This window comes from Amycolatopsis coloradensis, from assembly GCF_037997115.1.
Classification (GTDB): Bacteria; Actinomycetota; Actinomycetes; order Mycobacteriales; family Pseudonocardiaceae; genus Amycolatopsis; species Amycolatopsis coloradensis_A.
Map to the genome: position 1 here is coordinate 5,611,460 of NZ_CP150484.1, position 22,575 is coordinate 5,634,034.

At 71.0% G+C, this 22,575-nt stretch carries 2 protein-coding genes; both read right to left on the minus strand.

Annotation, left to right across the window (positions count from 1 at the left end; all coding sequences use genetic code 11):
- Window positions 1-81 precede the first annotated feature (81 nt).
- Window positions 82-291, minus strand: a complete 210-nt coding sequence (locus LCL61_RS26370; RefSeq protein WP_007029404.1) for an MbtH family protein — start codon at window positions 289-291, stop codon at window positions 82-84.
- Complete coding sequence (locus LCL61_RS26375) at window positions 288-22,532, minus strand: non-ribosomal peptide synthase/polyketide synthase (protein WP_340682197.1); 22,245 nt, start codon at window positions 22,530-22,532, stop codon at window positions 288-290. Before LCL61_RS26375 ends, LCL61_RS26370 begins: the two co-directional genes overlap by 4 nt.
- Window positions 22,533-22,575 lie beyond the last annotated feature (43 nt).

Consider the following 22,575-nt stretch of genomic DNA (forward strand, 5'->3'; position numbering starts at 1 on the left):
TTTTATGGCCGGATTCTGAACAACGCAAGTCCGTGAAGACCTCCTTGAGCGACCAGGGAGGTCTTCACGAAACGGAGCGGGTCAGGACTCCATGGCCTTGACGAGCGAAGCGGGCCGCAGGTCCGTCCAGTTGGTCTCCACGTACTCCAGGCACTCTGGACGCGAAGCGGGGCCGAACTTCGTGGTCCAGCCCGCCGGGACCTCGACGAACTCGGGCCACAGGCTGTGCTGGCCTTCGTCGTTGACCAGCACCAGGTACGTGCCGTCGGGGTTCTCGAACGGGTTCGTCATTCCTTGTTCTCCTTCTTCGTGGCCGGTGAATCAGCCCGGCGGATGAGCGCGTCCAGCGCGAGGAACCAGCCTTCCGCGAGTTCCCGCACCGAGTCTTCGGTGAGCACGGCCTCCGGCCAGGACCAGTGTGCGCCCAGTTCGGGACCACCGGGGCGGTCCTCGGCCAGGACGTTGACCGTCAGCGCGTGCGAGACCGGCATCCCGTCGTCGGCGCCGAGTTCGGCCGCCTCGGCCTCCGCGGCGTACGACCAGTCGGTCGCCTCGGGGACACCGATCCGGCCCAGGTAGTTGAACTCGATCTGCGGCTTCGGGAACTTCGCGAGCTCAGGGCCGGTGCGCGGATCGAGGTATCGGAGCAGACCGTGCCCGATACCGCCGTCCGGCAGCCCGTCGAGGTGGGCCCGGACCCGTTCGAGCGCCTCGCCGGCGGCGGTTCCGCCGTCGAACGCGTCGTCCAGGTCGAGGTCGCCCAGGTCCAGGCACACGGGGACGACGCTGGTGAACCAGCCGACCGTCCGCGAAAGGTCCGCACCGGCGACCAGGTCCTCCTCGCGGCCGTGTCCCTCGACGTCGACCAGCACCGCCTGTCCCCCGTCCCGGCGCCACCTGGCGACGGCGAGGGCGAGACCGGTGAGCAGGACGTCGTTGATCGTCGCCCGGAACGCCGACGGAACCCGGGACAGCAGCGGGGCCGTCCGCTCGGCGGGCAACGTCAGCGACACCTTCTTCACGGTCGCCGCCACGTCCCGCGCGGGGTCGAGCGGCCGGTCCAGCGGGAAGGGATCCCCGCCGCCCAGTACCGACTTCCAGTAGTCCAGCTCGCCCGCACGGTCCTGTGTGGACAGCGCCCGCGACCATCGCCGGAACGAAGTGTCCACAGGGGACAGTTCCGGTGTCCCGCCGAGCGCGACCGCGTCCCAGGCGGAAGCGAGGTCCGGCAACAAGATCCGCCACGACACACCGTCGACGGCGAGGTGATGGATCATCAGCAGCAACCGTCCGGGCGCCGACGGCCCCGCGTCGAACCACGTCGCGCTCAGCATCACGCCGGCGTCCGGGTCCAGCCGGGCACGGGCCGGCTCCGCGTGCCGCTCGATCAGCGCGAACAGATCACCGTCCCCGACGTCGACGCGCTCGATGTGCACGTCGGCGGATTCGGCAACCCGGAGCGCCCAGCCGTCCACCGACCGGTCGAGCCGCGCGCGCAGCATGTCGTGCCGCGCGACGACCGCGCCGAGCACGGTCTTCAGCTGGTCACCGGTCATCCCGGACGGCGTCCACAGCAACGCCGCCTGGTGGTAACCGTCGATCGGACCGCCGAGTTCGCGGAGCGCGTGCATGATCGGCGTGAGCGCGACCGTGCCGTCGTCCTCGATGCTCTCGGCGACCTCGGCCAGCGCCTCGACCGTCCGGCGCGCGAACACGTCGTGCGGGGTGATCTTCAGCCCGGCGGCACGAGCCCGGCTGACCAGCCGCATCGCGACGATGCTGTCCCCGCCGAGGGCGAAGAAGTCATCGTCGGCGCCGAGTTCCGGCACATCGAGCACCTCAGCGAAGAGCGCGCACAGCGCCTTCTCCCGTGCGGTCTCGGGCGCCCGGCCACCTGCCAGCTCCCTGTAGTCCGGCGCGGGCAGCGCCCGGCGGTCCAGCTTTCCGTTGGACAGCACGGGAAGCGCGTCGAGCGAGACGAACGCCGCCGGCACCATGTAGTCCGGCAGCGTCTCGGCCACGAACCGCCGCAGCTCCTCACCGTCCGCGGTCGAAACGACATACGCCACCAGTTGCTTGACCCGCGGGCGGTCCTCACGCACGAGGACGACAGCCTGCGCGACGTCCTCGTGCCGTTCGAGCACGGCCTCGACCTCACCGGGTTCGACCCGGAAGCCGCGGATCTTCGCCTGGTCGTCGGCGCGCCCGCCGAAGTCCAGCCGCCCGTCCGCGGTCCAGCGGGCGAGGTCGCCGGTGCGGTACATCCGGGCCCCCGCCGGGCCGAACGGATCCGCCACGAACCGTTCCGACGTCAGCGCCGCCCGCCCGAGATAACCCCGGGCGAGCCCGGAACCGGCGAGGTACAGCTCCCCGGTGACTCCGGGCGGCACCGGCCGCAGCGTCGCGTCCAGCACGTAGGCGCGGGTGTTCGCGACCGGCCTGCCGACCAGCGGCTTCTCGCTGTGGCCGATCCTCGCGACTAGTGCGTCCACTGTGGACTCGGTGGGCCCGTAAAGGTTGAAGGCCTCGGTTCCGTCCAAACCGGCCAACCGGCGCCACAGGCTCTCCGGCACCGCCTCGCCGCCGACACCGATCACGGCGAGCGGACACCGGTCGCCGTCGAGCAGCCCCGCGTCCGCCATCTGCGCGAAGAACGACGGCGTGACCTCGATGAAGTCGAAGCCGTCCCGCTCGATCATCGCGGCCAGGAGTTCGGGATCGCGCCGGGTCTCCTCGTCCACGATGTGCACGGCGTGCCCGTCGAGCAGCCACAGCTGCGGCTGCCAGGAGGCGTCGAAGGAGAACGACCACGCGTGTCCCACCCGCAGGTGCGGTTTGCCGGTGGCCTCGACCGCGGGCCGGTGCAAGGTGGCGCGGTGGCTGTGGAACAGGTTCACCACGCCGCGATGCGGGACGACGACCCCCTTGGGCGTCCCGGTCGAGCCGGACGTGTAGATCACGTACGCCGGGTGTTCCGGGTCGAGCGGGCGGACCCGGTCTCGATCGGTCAGGTCATGGGCCTGCCGATCCTCGGTGACGAGCGCGCACAGCGCCAGCGTCTCGATCTCGGTCCGCGGCAACGACTCCAGCAGTTCGGGCTCGGTCAAGATCAGCTTGGGTCGCGCGTCCGCGAGCATCGCGGCCAGCCGCTCGGCCGGGTAGTCCGGATCGAGCGGCAGATACGCCGCCCCCGCCTTGTGGACCGCGAGGATCGCCAACAGCACGTCCGCCGAACGCGGCAACGCCAACGCGACGAAGTCCTCGGCCCCCACGCCGTGGGCGACCAGGGCCCTGGCGAGCCGGTTCGCGCGCTCGTTGAGTTCGGTGAAGGTCAAGGCGACCTCGCCCGACACCACCGCCGTCGCGTCGGGCGAACGCCGCACCTGGTCCTCGAACAGACCGGCCACAGTGGACGGTTCCACGGCGAGCGCCGTTCCGTTCCACCCCCGCACGATCAGGTCGAGGTCGGCCTCGGCCAGGATGTCGACCCTGCCGACCGGTACGTCCACATCGGACACCATCGCGGCGAGTACGCGTTCCATCGCCGGGAGAAGCCGCTCCGGCAGACCGGCCTCGAACAGATCGGAGCGATACTCGGCGGTGAGCTTAAGCCGGGTGCCGGGTTCCACCGCCCAGGTGAGCGGATAGTGCGTGGAATCCTCGTGGCGCACGATCTCCCCACGCAACCCGGCTCCGGTCTCGTCCTCGTCCGCACCGGGGTAGCTCTCGAACACCATCAGCGTGTCGAACAGCTCTCCCAGCCCGGCGCCGCGCTGGATGTCGGCGAGCCCGAAGTGCTGGTGCGCCAGCAAGCCGGACTGCTCGTCCTGGACCCGGGCGAGCAGGTCGCCCAGCTTTTCGGCCGGGTCGAGCCCGATCCGCACCGGGATCGTGGTGATGAACAGGCCGATCATCCGCTCGACCCCGGCCAGTTCGGGCGGGCGCCCGGCGACCGTCGCGCCGAACACGACGTCGGAGCGGCCGGTCAGCCTGCCGAGCACGATGCTCCACGCGGTCTGGACGAGCGTGTTCAGTGTCAGACCGCGCGAGCGGGCGACCGCCGACAGTGCCTCGGTCACCTGTTCCGGCAGCTCCAGCGACAACCGCTCCGGCAGGGCCGGGATCCGCTGGGGGTCGTGCGGGACGAGATGCGTCGGCTCGGTCAGGCCGTCGAGCGCCTGCCGCCACGCGACTTCCGCCGCCTCTCGGTCCTGGTCCCCGAGCCAGCCGAGATGGTCGCGGAACTGACGTGCGGGCGCCAGGTCGGCGCCGGCGTACAGCTGGGACAGCTCGGCGAACAGCTGCGGCACCGACCAGCCGTCGAGCAGCACGTGCTGGTGGGTGAACACCAGCCGGTGCCGTCCGTCCGGCAGGGCCAGGAGCAGGAACCGCAGCAGCGGCGCGGTGGCCGGGTCGAAACGGCGCCGGTCGTGGGTCAGCTCGGCCTCGGCATCCTCCGTCGAGGCCACGAACCGCCAGGGAACGGTGACCGAACGCGCCACCAGCGCGACCGGACGGCCGGACGCGAGATAGCGGTGGCCGGTGCGCAGGACGGCGTGCCGGTCCAGGAGCGACTGGGCGGCGTCACGCAGCCGTGCCGGATCGAGCGGACCGTCGAGATCGAACGACACCTGGACGGTGTAGACGTCGGGTCCGTCGCCGTCCATCGTCGCGTGGAAGAGCAGCCCGGCCTGCAACGGCGTCAGCGGCCACACCTCGGCCGTGTCCGGCGCGACGTCGAGGATCTCCGCGCGTTCGCCCGCGTCGAGCTCCACCAACGCCTTCCTGGACGCGGGCGCGTCGAGCCGCACCGAGCTGACCTCGGCCAGGGCCGCGACGGTCCGGTGCCGGAAGACGTCACGCGGGCTCAGCAGCAGCCCGGCACTCCGCACGCGGCCGACCAGCTGCATCGCGACGATGCTGTCCCCGCCGAGGCGGAAGAAGTCGTCGTGGATGCCCACCTTGTCCAGCCCGAGCACACCGGCGACGAGCGACGCGAGCAGTTCCTCGCGTGGTGTGCGCGGAGCGTCACCGGTCACCACGTCGGCGAAGTCCGGCGCGGGCAGTGCCTTGCGGTCGAGCTTCCCGTTGGGTGTCAACGGGAACGCGTCCAGCACGACGAACGCGGACGGCACCATGTACGCCGGCAGAGCGGCCTCGGCCAGCCGCCGGGCCTCTTCGACGTCCGCCTCCCCCGCCAGGTAGGCCACGAGCCTGCCCTCGCGCAGAACCACCCGTGCGGAGAGCACGGACTCGATCTCGCCCAGCTCGATCCGGAAGCCGCGCAGCTTGACCTGGTCGTCGGCGCGGCCGAGGTACTCGAGCGCGCCGTCGGCGCGCCACCGCGCGAGGTCGCCCGTGCGGTACATCCGCTCCCCGGCCGCGAACGGGTTCGCCACGAACCGCTCGGCGGTCAGCCCCGCCCGGCCGAGATAGCCGCGCGCGAGCTGCGCGCCCGCCAGGTACAGCTCCCCCGCCACGCCCGGCGGCACCGGCCGGAGCCGGGCGTCGAGCACGTGTACCTGGGTGTTCCACACCGGACGTCCAATGGGGACAGCGCCTTCACCGTCATCGACGACCTCCCAAGAGGTCACGTCCACCGAGGCTTCGGTCGGGCCGTAGAGGTTGTGCAGCGGGACGTCCACGCGAGCGGCCAGTTCCGGCGGCAGCGCCTCGCCACTGCACAGGACGCGGCGGACGCCGTGCCACGCCGGCTCTTCGGCGAGGAACGCCTCCAGCATCGACGGGACGAAGTGCAGGGTCGTGATCCGCTGGTCCCGGATCAGTGCTTCGAGATACGCCGGATCGCGGTGGCCGTCCGGTTTGGCGACCACCAGCGTCGCGCCGGTGATCAGCGGCCAGAAGAACTCCCATACCGACACGTCGAAACTCGACGGCGTTTTCTGCAACACCCGATCATCAGCGGTGAGGCCGTACTCGTCCTGCATCCACAGCAATCGGTTCACGATGCCTGAGTGCGGCACCACCACACCCTTGGGGCGACCGGTCGAGCCGGACGTGTAGATCACGTACGCCGGAGCCGACGGATCCACGACCCGCCCCGGACTCTCACCGGGATACCCGTCCAGCGCGGGCAGCTCGTCCAGAACGACCGCAGGAGCGGCATCTTCCAGCATGAACGTGATGCGATCTGCCGGATAGTCCGTGTCGAGCGGCAGATACGCCGCGCCCGCCTTGTGCACGGCATACAGCGCGACCACGAGATCGAGCGACCGTGGCAGCGACACCGCCACCACAGACTCCGCACCTGCACCCTGCTCGACCAGCCACCGAGCCAGCTGATTCGCGCGTGCGTCCAACTCGGCATACGAAAGCTCGGCGCCCTCGAACACCACAGCGGGCGCGTCCGGCGTCCGCGCCACTTGGGCCTCGAACAACTCCGGCAGAGTGGTCGCGGAGACGTCGTGCGCGGTGTCGTTCCAGCGCAGGAGCCGAGTGTGCTCGTCTTCGCCGAGGACGTCGAGCTCGCCGACGGGGATCGCGGGATCGGCGGCGACCTGGTCCAGGACGGCGACCAGGCGACGCGCGAACGACTCGGCCGTGGCGTGGTCGAACAGATCGGCGCTGTACTCGATCGCGCCCGAGATCCCGTCGCCGTTCTCCAGGAACCCGAACTCGAGGTCGAACTTGGCGACGCCCTGCGCGAACTCCTCCCGATCCACGCGGAGGCCGGGCAGCTTCAGCCCGTCCTCGGCTTCGGGCAGGTAAACCACCATGACCTGGAACAACGGGTGCCTGGCCAGCGAACGTTCCGGGTTGACCGCGTCGACCAGGCGCTCGAACGGCAGGTCCTGGTGCTCGAAGGCGGCGAGGTCGGTCGCGCGCACCCGCGAGAGCAGGTCGCCGAACGCCGGGTCACCGGACAGGTCGGTGCGCAGCACGAGCGAGTTGACGAAGAAGCCGATCAGCGGCTCCAGCCGCTCGTCGGCGCGGCCCGAGCTCGGTGCGCCGAGCGGGATGTCGTCCCCGGCGCCGAGCCGGTGCAGCAGTGCCGCGACCGCGGCCTGCGCCAGCATGAACATGCTGACGTCGTGCCGCCGGGCGACCGCGCGCAGCCGCTCGGTGAGCCCGCTGTCGATCGGGAAGGTGACGAGACCGCCGCGGTGGCTCGACTCGGCAGGCCGTGGCCGGTCCGTGGGCAGGGCCAGTTCGTCCGGCAGGCCGGCCAGCGCTTCCCGCCAGAAGCCGAGCTGTGCGGGGGCCGTCGAGTCGAGCACCTTCCGTTGCCACAACGCATAGTCCGCGTATTGGACAGGCAGTTCCGTCCACTGTGGAGCGGTCCCGGCCAGGCGAGCGGCGTAAGCCTCGGCGAGATCCGCCATCAACGGTCCCTGCGACCACTCGTCCGTCGCCACGTGATGGATCACCAGCAGCAGGACGTGTTCCCGCGGCGACACGGCGAAGACCGTTGCCCGGATCGGGAGTTCCTCGTGGAGCGCGAACCCTCGACCGGCCTCGGCGGCCAGCTGCGCCGGAAGATCTCCCGCTTCCTCGAAACGGACCTCCGGGCGTGCGTCGGCCAGGATCCGCTGCACCGCGACGCCCTTCTCCTCGGCGAACACGGTCCGGAGTGGTTCGTGCCGATCGACGAGGTCGCCGATCGCCGCGCGCAGCGCGTCCGCGTCCAGCTCGCCGTGCAGACGCCAGGTGAGCGGGATGTTGTAGGTGGGCGTGACCCCTTCGAGCCGGTACAGGAACCACAACCGTTGCTGCGCGGGCGAAAGCGGCAGCACGTCCGGCCGGTTCCCGGCGCTCAGGGCCGGCTGCGCGGACGGGCCGTCGAGCCGTTCGGCCAGCGCGGCGACGGTGGGGGCGTCGAAGACGTCGCGCACCGAAACCGTGGCGTCCATGCTCGCCGAGATCCGGCTGACCAGGCGCATCACCAGCAGCGAATGCCCGCCGAGGCTGAAGAAACCGTCGTCGATCCCGACCCGCTCGACACCGAGCACGTCGGCGAACAGAGCGCACAGGGCCTCTTCCTGCGCGCTCCGTGGCTCGCGACCTTCGGTGGTCGCGAACTCCGGCGCGGGCAGGGCCTTGCGGTCGAGTTTGCCGTTCGGAGTCAACGGGATCTCGTCGAGGACGACGAACGCCGACGGCACCATGTGCTCCGGCAGCTTCGCCGCCACAGCCTCACGGAGCCCGTCCGCGGAGCCGACAACGTACGCGACCAATCGGTCTTCGCGAGCGACGACCACAGCGCGTGTGACGGAGTCGAACGCGGTCAGAGCGGCTTCGACCTCACCGAGTTCGACCCGGAAGCCGCGGATCTTGACCTGGTCGTCGACACGGCCCAGGAACTCGAGCACGCCGCCGTCCGACCAGCGCGCGAGATCGCCGGTGCGGTACATGCGCTCACCCGGGCCACCGAACGGGTCGGCGACGAACCGCTCGGCGGTCAGCCCCGGCCTGGCCAGGTATCCGCGAGCGAGCTGCACGCCGGCGAGGTAGAGCTCACCGGGGACACCCGGCGGGACCGGGTTCAGCCGCGCGTCCAGCACGTACGTCCGCGTGTTCCACACCGGACGCCCGATCGGGACCGACGGCGTCATCTCGACGCCCGCCCGCCACGCCGTCACGTCGACGGACGCCTCGGTCGGACCGTAGAGGTTGTACAGCGGGACATCCACCCTGGCCGCCAGCTCCGACGGCAACGTCTCGCCACTGCAGATCACGCGCCGCAGACCCGTACACGTCGCGGTCTCCAGGAACAGCGCGAGCATCGACGGCACGAAGTGGACGGTGGTGATCCCGGCGGTGCGGATCAGCTCCGCGAGATACGCCGGGTCCTTGTGTCCCTCGGGCTTGGCGACCACCAGCGTCGCGCCGTTGATCAGCGGCCAGAAGAACTCCCACACCGACACATCGAAACTCGACGGCGTCTTCTGCAACACCCGATCATCAGTGGTGAGGCCGTACTCGTCCTGCATCCACAGCAGGCGATTCACGATGCCGGAATGCGGCACCACCACACCCTTCGGACGCCCCGTCGAGCCGGACGTGTAGATCACATACGCCGGAGACGACGGATCCACGACCCGCCCCAGACTCTCACCGGAGTAACCATCCAGAAGGGGCAACTCGTCGAGAACGACCGCAGGAGCGGCGTCTTCGAGCATAAAAGCGATGCGGTCAGCGGGATAGTCACGGTCGACCGGCAAGTAGGCGCCACCGGCCTTGTGCACGGCGTAGAGAGCGATGACCAGGTCGAGCGACCGCGGCAATGACACCGCCACCACGGACTCCGCGCCGACACCCTGCTCGACCAGCCACCGCGCCAGCCGATTCGCCCGCGCGTTGAACTCCGCATACGACAACTCGGCGCCCTCGAACACCACAGCGGGTGCGCCCGGAGTCCGCGCCACCTGCTCCTCGAACAACTCCGGCAACGTCGCGACCGGGACTTCACGAGCCGTGCGGTTCCACTCGGTCACCCGCGCGAATTCGTCGCCGACGAGGACGTCGAGCGCCGCGACCGGCCGCTTCGGCTCGGCCGTGACCTGCTCCAGCAAGGACGTCAGCCGGGTCAGCAACCGTTCGGCCGTCGTCGCGTCGGCGAGGTCCTCGGCGTACTCCAGCATCAGCGTGGCGGTGGTCCCGTCGTCGACCATCGTGAAGTGCAGGTCGAACTTCGCCATGCCGGTGTCCATCTCGAACCACTCGGCGGGCAGCCCGAGCACGTCGCGTGCGTCGCTCTGCCGGTGGTAGCCCACCATCACCTGGAACAGCGGGTTGCGGCCCGGCACCCGTGGCGGGTTCAGCTCTTCGACCACGCGCTCGAACGGCAGATCGCCGTGCGAGAACGCGGCGAGGTCCGCTTCGCGCACCCTGTCGAGCAGGGCGGCGAACGTCGGCTCGCCGGAAAGATCGGACCGCAGCACCAGCGTGTTCACGAAGAACCCGACGAGGTCGTCGAGTGCCGCGTCGGTGCGTCCGGCGATCGGGGCGCCCAGCGGGATGTCGTCTCCGGCGCCGGTCCGGTGCAGCAGCGCGGCCACCGCCGCCTGAAGCACCATGAACGGGCTCGCTCCCGCCTTCGCCGCCAGGTCGCGCACAGCGGCCGACAGTTCCTCGGAGAGCGGGGACTTGACCTTTCCGCCCTTGCCCGTCGGCCGGAGCGGACGGGGGCGGTCCAGTGGCAAGGTCAGCTCGTCCGGCGCCCCGCGCAAGGATTCGGCCCAGAAGGCGACCTGAGCGGCTCCGCGCTGGTTGAGGAAGTCCCTCTGCCACAACGCGAAGTCGGCGTACTGCACCGGGAGATCCGTCCATACGGGAGCCTCGCCCGCCTGCCGGGCCCGATAGGCCGAGGTCAGATCGCCCAGGAACGGCCGGTCGGACCATTCGTCGGTCGCGCTGTGGTGCAGGACCAGCGAGATCACCTGGTCGCCGTTGCCGAGGCCCAGCACCCGCAGCCGGACCGGGATCTCCGTCGCCAGGTCGAACGGCGTCCGCGAGAGCTCGGCGATCCGCGCGGCCAGACCGTCCTCGTCACACTCCTCGACGGCGAACGGGATCTCCGGCGCGTCGAGAACGCGCTGGTAGGGCTCCCCGTCGTGCTCGGCGAGCACGGTCCGCAGGACCTCGTGCCTGCCGAGCACGTCGCCGAGCGCGGCACGCAGCGCTTCGATGTCCAGGGCGCCGCGCAGGCGGAAGGTCAGCGGGAAGTTGTAGGCGACCGCGTTCGCTTCCATCCGGTCCACGAGCCACAGGCTGCGCTGGGCCGCCGAAAGCGGGATCCGTCCGGGACGTTCGGCGCGGACCACCGGCGGCCGCGCGGGTTCGCCGGTGCCCGCGCGTGCGGCCAGCTCGGCCACCGTCGGCGCCTCGAACAGGTCACGGATGGCCAGTTCGGCGCCGAGTTCGGTCCTGGCCCGGCTGATGAGCCGCGTGGCGAGCAGGGAATGGCCGCCGAGATCGAAGAAGTTGTCCTCGACGCCGACCCCCTCCACACCGAGGACCTCGCCGAAGAGCGCGCACAGCGTCTCCTCCTCGGCGGTCTCGGCCGGGCGGCTTTCGGCGAGCCGCACCGTCTGCTCGGCGTCCGGGAGCGCCCGCGTGTTGAGTTTGCCGTTGTCGGTCAGGGGCAGGGCGCCCAACGTGACGAAGGCGGCCGGGACCATGTAGTCCGGCAGTTCCGTCTTGAGCCTGTCCCGCAGGCGCTGCACCAGTTCGCCGCCGCCGCGGGCCGCCGTCGGACTCGTGGCGTACTTGGCCAGGTTCGTGCCGAGCGAGACCGGCTGATGCACCCCGGTGACCAGCGCCGTCGTCAGTCCCTTGTGGACGAACACGGCCTCGAACGTGCCCTCGGCCGACCAGGTGCAGTACACCCGGAACCCGAGCCGGTCGCCGAGTTCGTGCACGTCCTCGGGCTCCACACCACGGGAAGCGCGGAACAACGCGAGGACGTCGACGAGCGGCGCGCCGGCGTCCAGCGCACGCGTCGCCTCGACCTCCGGAGCCTGCCGGGCGTCCGGGATCCGGCTCACCCGCAGCGTTTCCACGCCGGAGAGACGGTCCTTCAGCGCGGCCAGGGAGCCCACTTCGTCCCAGGACACGCGGGGCGCCTGAGCGACCGACACCGTCTCTGCGGGTTCCTTCATGAGGACCGCGTCGTAGCGGTACCGGCTCAGCTCATTGTGCAACCGGGCCCGTTTGATCCGGACCTGCGCGGCGACGTCCGGAAGCCGCCGCGCGAGCGCGGTGAAGTAGTCCGGGTCGATCAGCAGTTCCTTCTCCAGCGCGGCACCGCGTTCGATCGCGCGCCGCACCTGGGCGACGTCGGACGTCGCGTCGGCGCGGGTGAGCTGGATCGCGGTGTGGAAGGCACGGGCGAGCCGCAGGTTCCGGACGTCGCCGACGAACAGCGCGCCGCCGGGAGCCAGCAGGCCGATCGCCGTCGTGATGACATCGGTCAGGTAGTCGACGCTCGGGAAGTACTGGATGACGGAGTTGATCACGATCGTGTCGAACCGGCCGGCGGGCAGGCCGTCGAACACGTGCGCGGGCTGGGCGCGCAAATTCACCTTGGCCGCCAGCGCAGGATCCTGTTCCAGCTCACGGTTCAGCTTCGCGATCACCGGCGCGGCGAGGTCGGTGCCCCAGTACTCCCGGACCAGCGGCGCGATCTGCCCCATCAGCAGACCGGTGCCGACGCCGATCTCCAGCACCCGTTCCGGCTTCAGCTCGCCGATGCGGTCGACGGTCGCGCGCCGCCATTCCCGCATGTGCTCCAGCGGGATCGGATCGCCGTCGTAGCTGGAATCCCAGCCCGCGAAGTCCTCGGTGAACAGGGCCGTCGGGATCTCGGTGTACTCGTCGGAATAGATCTGCTGCCATTCGCCGACCTGGTCGGCTTCGGCCTCGGCCCGCGCGTCCCCACTCAGTTCGGCCGGGACGACGTATCCGATGAGCCGTTGCAGACCGGGCGCCGATGGGTCCGGCCGAGCGATGACGGCGGCCTGCGCGACCTCCGGGTACCGGCTGAGCGCGGTCTCGATCTCGCCGAGTTCGACGCGGTAGCCGCGGATCTTGACCTGGTCGTCGGTACGGCCGAGGAAGTCGAGATTGCCGTCCGGGCGGCGGCGCACCAGGTCACCGGTGCGGTACATGCGCCCGCCACCGGGCACGAACGGGTCGGCGACGAACCGTTCGGCGGTCAGCCCCGGACGGCCGAGGTAACCGCGGGCCAGCCCCTCGCCCGCGATGTAGAGCTCACCCGCGACACCGTCGCGGACCGGGCGGAGCCAGGCGTCGACGATGTAGGCGCGCGTGTTCCAGATCGGCTTGCCGACGGTCGGAGTGTCGCTGTCGGTCGTGCCGCCGCCGAGCGTGTTGATCGTGTACTCGGTGGGTCCGTACAGGTTGTAGCCGTAGGTCCCGTCGGTGTCTCGCAGCCGGTTCCACACCGACTCGGACACCGCTTCGCCGCCGAGCAGGACGAGGGCCGGCCGGTGCCCTTCCAGCAGCCCTTCCTCGATCAGCAGGTGGGCGTACGTCGGCGTCACGTTGACGACGTCGACCTCGTGCTCGTCGCAGTACGCCACGAGCGCCCGCGCGTCCCGGCGCAGTTCCTCGTCGCAGACGTGGACCTCGTGCCCTTCCACGAGCCACAGCAGTTCTTCCCAGGACATGTCGAAGGCGAACGACACGGTGTGGGCGATCCGCAGCCGCCTTCCGCCCGCCGACGCGATGGCCGGGGCGAAGATGGCGCCCTGGTGGTTGAGCTGCATGTTCGTCAGGCCGCGGTACGGCGTGACGACACCCTTGGGCTTTCCTGTCGAGCCCGACGTGTAGATGACGTAGGCCGGGTGTTCCATGCGGTCCGCGCGGCCGCGCGCGAACAGCGGGCGTTCGGCGTCGGAGATCGGGCCGTCGCCGAACGCCCTGTCTTCTTGGTCGTCGACGAGGATCCGCGGCGTGGTGCCGGGCAGTGTCGCCGAGACCTCCTTTGTGGACACCAGGCAGAGCGGCCGGGCGTCCTCCAGCATCACCGTGAGCCGGTCGACCGGGTAGTCGAGTTCCAGCGGCAGGTACGCCGCGCCGGTCCGGAGCACGGCGAACAGCGCGACGACCATGTCGATCGATCGCGGCAGGCCGAGCGCGATCACCTGTTCCGGCGCCGCCCCCTTCGCCAACAGCAGACGGGCCATCCGGTTGATGCGCGCGTCGAGTTCGGCGTAGGTCAACTGCTCCTCGCCGAACACCAGGGCTGTCGTGTCCGGGGTCCGCTCGGCCTGGACGGCCAGCAGGTCGGCGATCGTGTCCTCGACGACGGGATGCTCGGCCTCGGCCCAGCCCGCCTCCAGCGCGGCACGGTCCTCGGCGGACACCGTCGCGAGCGCGGCGACCGGTTTCGCCGGGTCGTCGACGATCTGCGCGACCAGTGACGTGAACCGGTCCAGCACCGACGCGGCCTCGGCGGCGTCGATCACGTCGTCCCGGTACGACACCGTGATCCGGATTTCCTCGCCCGGCGTGACCACCAGCGTCAGCGGGTAGTGCGTGGCGTCGATGTTCAGCAGGCCGGTGATGCCGTGCCGGTGGCGCAGACCGTCGCGCCGTTCGTCGCCGTCGGCGTTGCGCAGCACGAAAAGCGTGTCGAACAGGACCCGGTGCCCGGCCTCCCGCTGCAGGACGCCGAGGCTCATGAACTCGTACGGAGTCAGGTCCATGCGCTCGGACTGCAAGCGCCGCACCAGGTCCAGGACGGATTCGCCCGCGTCGAGCCGCACCCTGGTGGGCACGGTGTTGAGGAACAGGCCGATGGTGTTCTCGATTTCGGGTACGGCGGCGGGCCTGCCCGCGACCGCGGCGCCGAAGACGACGTCGGTCCGCCCGGTCATGGTCGAGAGGACCAGGCCCCAGGCGGCGTTGAGCACGGAGTTCACGGTCAGGCCGTGCCTCCGGGCCTGTTCACGCAGTCCACGGCCGAGGTCGGCGGGCAGCACCGTGTCCAGGTTGACCGGGGTGGACGGCACCAGATCCCGGCCTTCCGGGCCGATGACCGTCGGCTCCGCGAGACCGGACAGCGCCTCGCGCCACGCGTTCGTGGCCGCCTCGATATCCTGCCGGTCCAGCCAGCGCAGGAAGTCCGCATAGGACCCGGCGGCGGGCAGCCCGCGGTCGTCGCCGCCGAGGTCGTAAAGCGCGAACAGCTGCTCAATGAACAGCCAAGCGGACCAGCCGTCCCAGAGCAGCAGGTGCCGGTTCAGCACCACACGGTCGCGTCCATCGCCGAGCCGCACCAGTTTCAGCCGGAACAGCGGCGGGCCACCGAGGTCGAACCGCGTCACGCGGTCCTCCGCCATCAGCTCGTCGAGCCTGGCCTGCTGTTCGTCTTCTGGCAAGACGGAAAGGTCCACTTCGGACACCGGAGGTTCGACCTCGGCCGCCACGAACTGCACCGGCCCGCGCAGCCCCTCACTGGTGAACCCGGCGCCGAGACTCGGGATCCGGCGCAGCAGGGTGGCCACCGCCGCCCGCAGCCTGTCGGCGTCCAGGCGGTGATCGAAGTCGATCGCCTCCTGGATCGTGTAGATGTCGACCCGGTCGGAGTTGTAGCTGGAGTGGAAGAACAGGCCTTCCTGCAGCGGCGACAACGGCCAGACGTCGGCGACCGGCACCGGGCTGCCCCGCTCGACGCGGGTGATCTCCTCCTGCGTCAGCGACAAGAGTTCGAGGTCGGACGGCGTGAGGCCCACCGGCGCGTGCGTGTCCACGGCCGCGAGATCGGCCAGGGCGGAAGCCCAGCGATCGGCGAGCGCCGCGCCCGCACCCGCGAACGTCGCCGTCAGCCTCGGCCCGTCCGCGGTCTCCTCGCAGGCCACCCCGATCCGCAGGGCGTGGTCTCCGGACGGTGGTACGGCCGCGTGCCCGGCCACCTGCCACTCCCCCGGACCGGCCGGGATCCGGCCGTCGTAGCGCAGGGCGATCCGCGGCTTCGGGAGCCCGGCCAGCAACGGGCCGGTCTGGACGTCGAGGTAGCGCAGCGGGCCGTAGCCCTCGGGCGTCGTGCGGACGGTCTCCTTGACGGCCTTGAGCATCGCGAGCGGCTCGCCGGTGGCGGTGATCCGCACCGGGCGGACCGACGTCAGCGCGCCGACCGTGTCCGAGGTGTCCACCCTGCCGTGGAGATCGACGACGAGGTCGCCGTCGACGGCGATTTTCAGCGCGGTCAGGAGGACGTCGGTCACGTCGCCGTGCACGGCCGACGGGAGCGCTCCGACGAGCGTCCGGGTGTCCTCGATGGACAGGGTGATGCGACGTTCGGCGACGTCGCCGGAAATCTCGGTGGAGCCGGGCGCCAAGGTCCCGGCCCAGTGCTCGATCTCGCCGAGCAGCGCGGGATCCTGCGCTTCGTCGGTGATCCGGCGGGCGATCGCCCGCAGCGACGTCCGCACCGGGGTGAACACCGGCGGGCGGCCGTCGGCCACGGCCCGCCACGCGATCGCGAGGTCGGCCGCCACCGTCGCCCAGCTCCGCGCGTCCAGCAGGACCGGATGGGCGACCAGGAGCAGCCTGCCCGGCTCGTCGTACCAGACGGCCTGCAGCAGGTCGTCCGGCAATCGGTCAGCGGCGTCCCGGTACTCGTCCGCCAAGGACCCGGTCGCGTGACGAAGCAGATCCGCCGCCTGAACCGTCCCTTGTGGACGCACTTCGAGCGACCACAACACCGAAGCGACCCGTGACAGTTCAAGCCGCAGGCCGTCGTGGTGGTCGAGCACCGGTTGCAGAGCGGCGGCGAGCGTCTCGACGTCGGCCCCGGAGGGCACGGTCAGCAGCACGGACTCCGGCTGGACCGCGTCGCCGAGTTCCCGCAGCCTGAGCACTTCGGGAAGGAGAGGCACGGCGCCGACACCGTCGGCGACGGCCGTCGGCTCGGCAGGTGCGGCGGAGGCGGCGAGCGCGCCGGGCGTCCGGAGGTCGAACACGTCCTTGGGACTCAGTTCGAACCCGGCCCGCCGGGCACGGCTCGACACGGCGATCGACGAAATGCTGTCGCCACCCAGCAGGAAGAAGTCCCCGTCGGCGCCGACGGCGTCCAGGCCGAGCACGTCCGCGAAGATCCGCGCGAGAGTGCGTTCCCGGTCGTTCCCGGCCGCGGCGGTGGGCCTGGTGGCCTCGGGGGCGGGCAGGGCGCGGACGTCGAGCTTTCCGCTGGGGGTCAAGGGGAATTCGTCGAGGACGACGAACGCCTGCGGGACCATCGGCGCCGGCAGCGCCTCGCTGACGGCGGCACGCAGCCGCTCCTGGTCCACATCGCCGACGACGTAACCGACGAGTGCGCCGTCCTTCGCGACGACCGTGGCGGCCGTGACCTCCGGCAGCGTGACGAGGGCGGCTTCGATCTCGCCGAGTTCGATCCGGTTGCCGCGGATCTTCACCTGCCGGTCGGTGCGGCCGAGGTACTCGATCTCGCCGTCGGCGCGGCGCCGCACCAGGTCACCGGTGCGGTACAGCCGTTGCCCAGGCTCACCGAACGGGTCGGCGACGAAGCGTTCGGCGGTCAGGCCGGGCCGTCCGTGGTAACCGCGGGCCAGCTGGACACCGGCGAGATACAGCTCGCCCGCCACGTCGTCGGGCACCGGGCGGAGACAGCCGTCGAGGACGTGCACCCGCGTGTTCCACACCGGACGACCGATGGGCACAGTAGTGCCCTCGGCCCCTGTGCTCGCGAAGAAGGTGACGTCCACGGCCGCTTCGGTGGGGCCGTAGAGGTTGTGCAGCGGAACGCCGGTGAGCGAACGCCAGCGGGCGGCGGTCTCGCCGCTCAGCGCCTCACCGCTGGAGAACACCCGGCGCAACGATCCCAGGTCGCCGGTGGCCTCCTCGTGGGCGAGGAACGCGGTGAGCATGGACGGGACGAAGTGCAGGGTGGTGATCTTCCGCTCCCGGATCACCCGCGCGAGATACGCGGGGTCGCGGTGGCCGTCCGGTTCGGCCAGGACCACCGCGGCGCCTTCGCAGAGCGCCCAGAAGAACTCCCATACCGACACGTCGAAACTCGACGGCGTCTTCTGCAGCACGCGATCCGAGGCCGTGAGCCGGTACTCGTGCTGCATCCACGCGAGCCGGTTGACGATCGCGCGATGCGTGACGGCCACGCCCTTCGGCCGCCCTGTCGATCCGGAGGTGTAGATCAGGTAGGCGGTGTTGTCCGGTCCGGCGGCCGCGCCCGGCACGTCGTCGACGGGCTCACCGATGACGGGAACCTGCGTCAGCCCGGCGACGACCGGGATCCGCGCGGCCGTCCCGGGTTCGGACAGCACGAGGCGCGCACCTGAGTCGGCGAGCATGTACTCGAGCCGGTCCGCCGGGTAGTCGAGGTCGATCGGCAGGTAGGCGGCGCCGGCCTTGAGGACCCCGAGCAGGGCGACCATCAGCTCGGCCGACCTCGGCACGGCGACGGCGACGACCTCTTCGGGACCGGCCCCGAGGGAACGCAGCCTGCGAGCCAGATTCTCCGCGCGGGCGTCGAGGTCCGCATAGGACAGTTCGGTGTCCCTGAACACGACCGCCGTCGCGGACGGCGTCTTGGCGACCTGCTCGGCGAAGGCCTCGGCCAGCGTTCGCTCGGGCACCGGATACGAAGTCGCGTTGAGTTCGACCAGACGGCCGCGTTCGGCGGACGACAGGAGGTCGAGGGCGGCGACCGGCAGTTCGGGGTTCGCGGTCAGCGTCTCCAGCAGGCGGGCGAACCGTTCGGCGAGCTGCCCGGCCGTGACCGCGTCGATCCGCGCGGCGTCGAACTTGAGGCTGAACTCCAGGTCTTCACCCGGTGTCACGATCAGCGCGACCGGGAAGTGCACCGCGTCGGTGACCTCGACGCCGGTGAGGCGGACGGTTCCGGACGCGCGTTCGCCGTCACGCGGGAAGTTCTCGACGACCACGAGGGTGTCGAACAGTTCTTCCCGCCCCGCACCGGCGACGCGCTGCAGTTCGCCGAGGCCGAGATGCTGGTGGTCCAGCAACGCCGCCTGCTCGTCCCGCAGCCGCCGCAGGACGGCGGTGACGGTCTCGGATCCCGACCAGCGCAGCCGCACCGGCACCGTGTTGATGTAGAGACCGACCGCCGACTCGATACCGGCGGCACCGCTGTCACGGCCGGAAACCGTGCTGCCGAACAGCACGTCGTCCCGGCCGGTGAGCCCGCCGAGCAAAAGTCCCCACGCGCCGTGCAGCACGGCCCCGAGGGTGAGCCCCTGCGCACGAGCCATGGCCGACAACGCCTTCGTCGCCTGCTCACCGAGGCTCAGCTGCAACCGCGACGGCTGTCTCGCCGCCCCGGCCCGTGCCTCGACCAGCCGGGTGGGTTCGTCCACTCCGGACAGTGCCGTGCGCCAGGCCGCGCGCGAAGCCTCGTGATCACGGGACGCGAGCCGCCGCAGGTGGTCGGCGCGAGTGTCCGGCTCCGGGAGCGTGGCGTCCGCCCCCTCGTGACCCGCCAGCAGTTCACGGAGCAGCACCACGACCGACCAGCCGTCGGCGATGATGTGATGGAACGTCAGCGCCAGTTTGGCGTGCCGCTCGTCGAGCCGGGTGAAGGTGGCCCGCAGCAGCGGCGGCCGGGCGAAGTCGAACCGGCGCGCGCGATCGGCCTCGAAGGCCTCCGCGGCGTCTTCGGCGGCCACCTCACGCCACGGCAGTTCGGCGTGCCGGGTCACCGTCTGGACGACCTGGCCGCCGTCGAGCTGCCGGAAGCCGGACCGCAGCGACGAATACCGGTCCAGTAGCGCCTGCGCCGACCGGCGCAGCGCGTCGGCGTCGACGTCACCCTCGAGGTCCAGAACCTCCTGCACCGTGTAGATGTCCGCGGCCTGGCCGCCTTCGAACTCCGCGTGGAAGAAGAACCCTTCCTGCAACGGTGTCACGGGCAGGACGTCGGCGTACTCGGCGAGCGACGCGCGCTCGGCGTCGGTCAGCTCCAGCAACGGCCGCTCGTCCGCAGTGGACTCGGCGGGCACGACGTCCGCACAGGCGGCCAGCGCCTCGGGAGTCCGGTGCTGGAACACCTGACGCGGCGTGATGGCGAGACCGTGGTCCGCCGCGCCGAGCACCAGCCGGATGGACAGGATGCTGTCGCCACCAAGTGAGAAGAAGTCGTCATCGGCGCCGAGCGAAGCCAGGCCGAGGACCCGCGCGGCGACATCGCACAGGATCCGCTCGCGTTCGGTGCGCGGCGCGCGACCGGTGGCGGCGGCGCCGAAATCCGGCAGGGGCAACGCTGTGCGGTCGAGTTTGCCGTTCGGCATGATCGGCAGCCGGTCGAGGTCCACGAACGCCGACGGCACCATGTAGTGCGGCAGCGCCGATTCCGCGTGGGCCCGCAGGTCCTTGAGCAGCGTCGGCGATCCGTCCGCCCCCGGGACGACGTACGCCACCAGCCGCCGGTCCCCCGCCTTGACCTCGCGTGGCACGACGGCGATCCGTTCGACCCCGGTGAACGTGGCGAGCGCGGACTCGATCTCCCCTGGTTCGATCCGGAACCCGCGGATCTTGACCTGGTGATCGGTGCGGCCGAGGAAGTCGAGGTTCCCGTCCGCCCGCCAGCGGACCCGGTCGCCGGTGCGGTACATCCGCTCGCCGCCGCCGGTGAACGGGTCGGCGACGAAGCGTTCCGCCGACAGTCCCGGACGTCCCGCGTAGCCCCGCGCGAGACCGCGTCCGCCGACGTACAACTCCCCTTCGACGCCGACCGGGACCGGCCGCAGCGCGGTGTCGAGGACATAGCAGCGGGTGTTCGGATCCGGAACGCCGATCGGGATCGGGCCGGTCCAGCCGGGCTCAGCCGCCCACAGCGTCGAGTTCACCGTCGCCTCGGTCAGCCCGTACGCGGCGACGACCCGCAGGTCTTCGGCCCAGCGCGCGATCAGCTCCGGCGGGACGGTCTCGGTGCCGACGATCAGCACCGCGCCCTTCGGCAGTTCGCAGTCCGGCGGCAGCGCCGCGACCAGCGACGGTGGCAGGATCATGTGCGTCGCCGCGTTGTCCGCGATGTAACCGGTCAGTTCGACGCCCGCGACCCGGCGATGCGACGGGACCACGATCAGCGTCCCGCCGACGCACAGCGACATGACCAGATCCCAGACCGTCACGTCGAAGCCGGTGGAGGCGAACTGCACCACCCGGCTGTCCTCGCCGATGCCGATCCGTTCGGTCGCCGTGCTGATCAGACTGCCGATGCCGTCATGGGACAGGACCACGCCCTTCGGCTTGCCCGTCGAGCCCGAGGTGTAGATGACGTACGCGGCCTGGCTCAGCGCGATCCCGCTGACGTCCACAGTGGACGAGTCGAGCGCCGCGAGTTCCGCGGTGATCTCGGGGTCGTCGAGAAGGATCCGCTCGGCGTCCACACCGGACGGCAGCTGCGCGGATTCCTCCACAGTAGACACCACGAGCTGCGCGTCCGCGTGCGAAAGCATGTAGGCGAGGCGATCTTCGGGGTGGTCGAGGTCGAGCGGGAGGTACGCGGCCCCGGCCTTCATCACGCCGAGCAGCGCGACGACGAGATCGGCAGAACGCGGCATCGCCACGCCGACGACGTCCTCGTCACCGACACCGCGTCGCCGCAGCAGCCGGGCGAGCCGGTTGGCGGCGGCGTCGACCTCGGCGTAGGTCATCCGGACGTCCTCGCAGACGACGGCCTCCGCATCCGGCTTTCGCGCCACGACCCGGGCGAACGCCTCAGGCCACGAAACCTCCGGTGACTCCGCGACCGCCGTCCCGAGCGCCAGAACCCGGTCCCGTTCCTCGGCGGTGAGCAGGTCGATCGCGGCCAGCGGCGAGTCGGGTCCCGCCACGACGGCGTCCAGCACCGCGGCGAACCGGCGGCGATGGTCGGCGAGTTCGTCGTCGGAAGACACGGCCTGGTCTGCGTCGAAGTCGAAGCGGAGCCCGCGCCCCTCACCGGCGTCGTACACGGCGATGGCGACGTCGCTGATCGGCCCTAGTTCGAGGTTGTGCACGGTCGCGCTCGCGTCGCCGAACGCGAGTTCGCCGTCCACGGCCATGTAGTTCACGCTCAGCCCGACGAGTTCGTGCACCCCGCCGCTCGCGCCGAGCTCGCGCGCGAGGTCCTCCCCGCGGTACCGGCTGTGTTCCAGCAGCGCGGAGACCTTCTCCGCGACCTGGGCGACGAGCTGCGCCGGCGTCGTCTCAGGGCGCACCGTCAGGCGCAACGGCAGGACGTTGGAGACCATGCCCGGCTGCTCACGCAGGGCGCGGGTGGTCCGCGCGGTGACCGGCAGCCCGACGACGAGGTCTTCGGCGCCGGTCACCCGGTGGGCGTACGCCGCCACCGCGGCGATCGCGACGCGGGACAGCCTCGTTCCGGCGTCGAGCGCGAACTTGCGCAGGCGACCGGTCTTCGCCGCGGGCAGCTCCCACGAATGCCGCCGCAGTCGGACCTGACCGGACGACGCGCGGCCGAGCAGCCGCACCGGATTGGGCCTGCCCGCGAGTTCACCGAGCCAGTAGTCGCGGTCGGCCTTCGCGTCGTAGTCCGCCTCGGCCGGCCCGGAGAGCGGCCAGGAGACCTCCTCGGCGGTGCCCGAATAGAGGGCAGCCGCGCGACGGGTCAGGACGGCCTGCCCGTGCGCGTCCATCACCAGATGGTGGTAGCGCTGGAACCAGCGGACCCGGTCCGCGGCCAGGACGAGCAGTGCGTGCGCGGTGAGCGGCCCGCGGCCGGGGTCGGTCACCACGCCGAGCTCGGCCCGCGCCCACTCGTCCGCGGCCCGCTCCGGATCCGGCTCGCCGGTGAAGTCGAGCACCGCGACCTCACCGGGCGCGACCGGCCGCTGGACCGGCGTGTCGCCGTCCAGCTCGACCGTGACGTGCAGGCATTCCGCCTCCGCGACCGCCCGCCGGACGGCGTCACCCAGCCGAGCGATGTCAACGTCGCCGCGAAGCTCGGCGACCCAGCCGATCGTGTAGACCGGATCGGCCGGGTCGAGCTGCTGCGCGAGCCAGATCCCCTGCTGTGCCGGGGACAGGGGAAAGCCGCGGTTCATCGGGTCGCCTCCACCGTTCAGAGCTTTCGGGATCGTCCGTGCC

Coding starts and splice junctions, on each gene's coding strand:
- LCL61_RS26370 (WP_007029404.1), bottom strand. CDS start 291: ATGACGAACCCGTTCGAGAACCCCGACGGCACGTACCTGGTGCTGGTC.
- LCL61_RS26375 (WP_340682197.1), bottom strand. CDS start 22,532: ATGAACCGCGGCTTTCCCCTGTCCCCGGCACAGCAGGGGATCTGGCTC.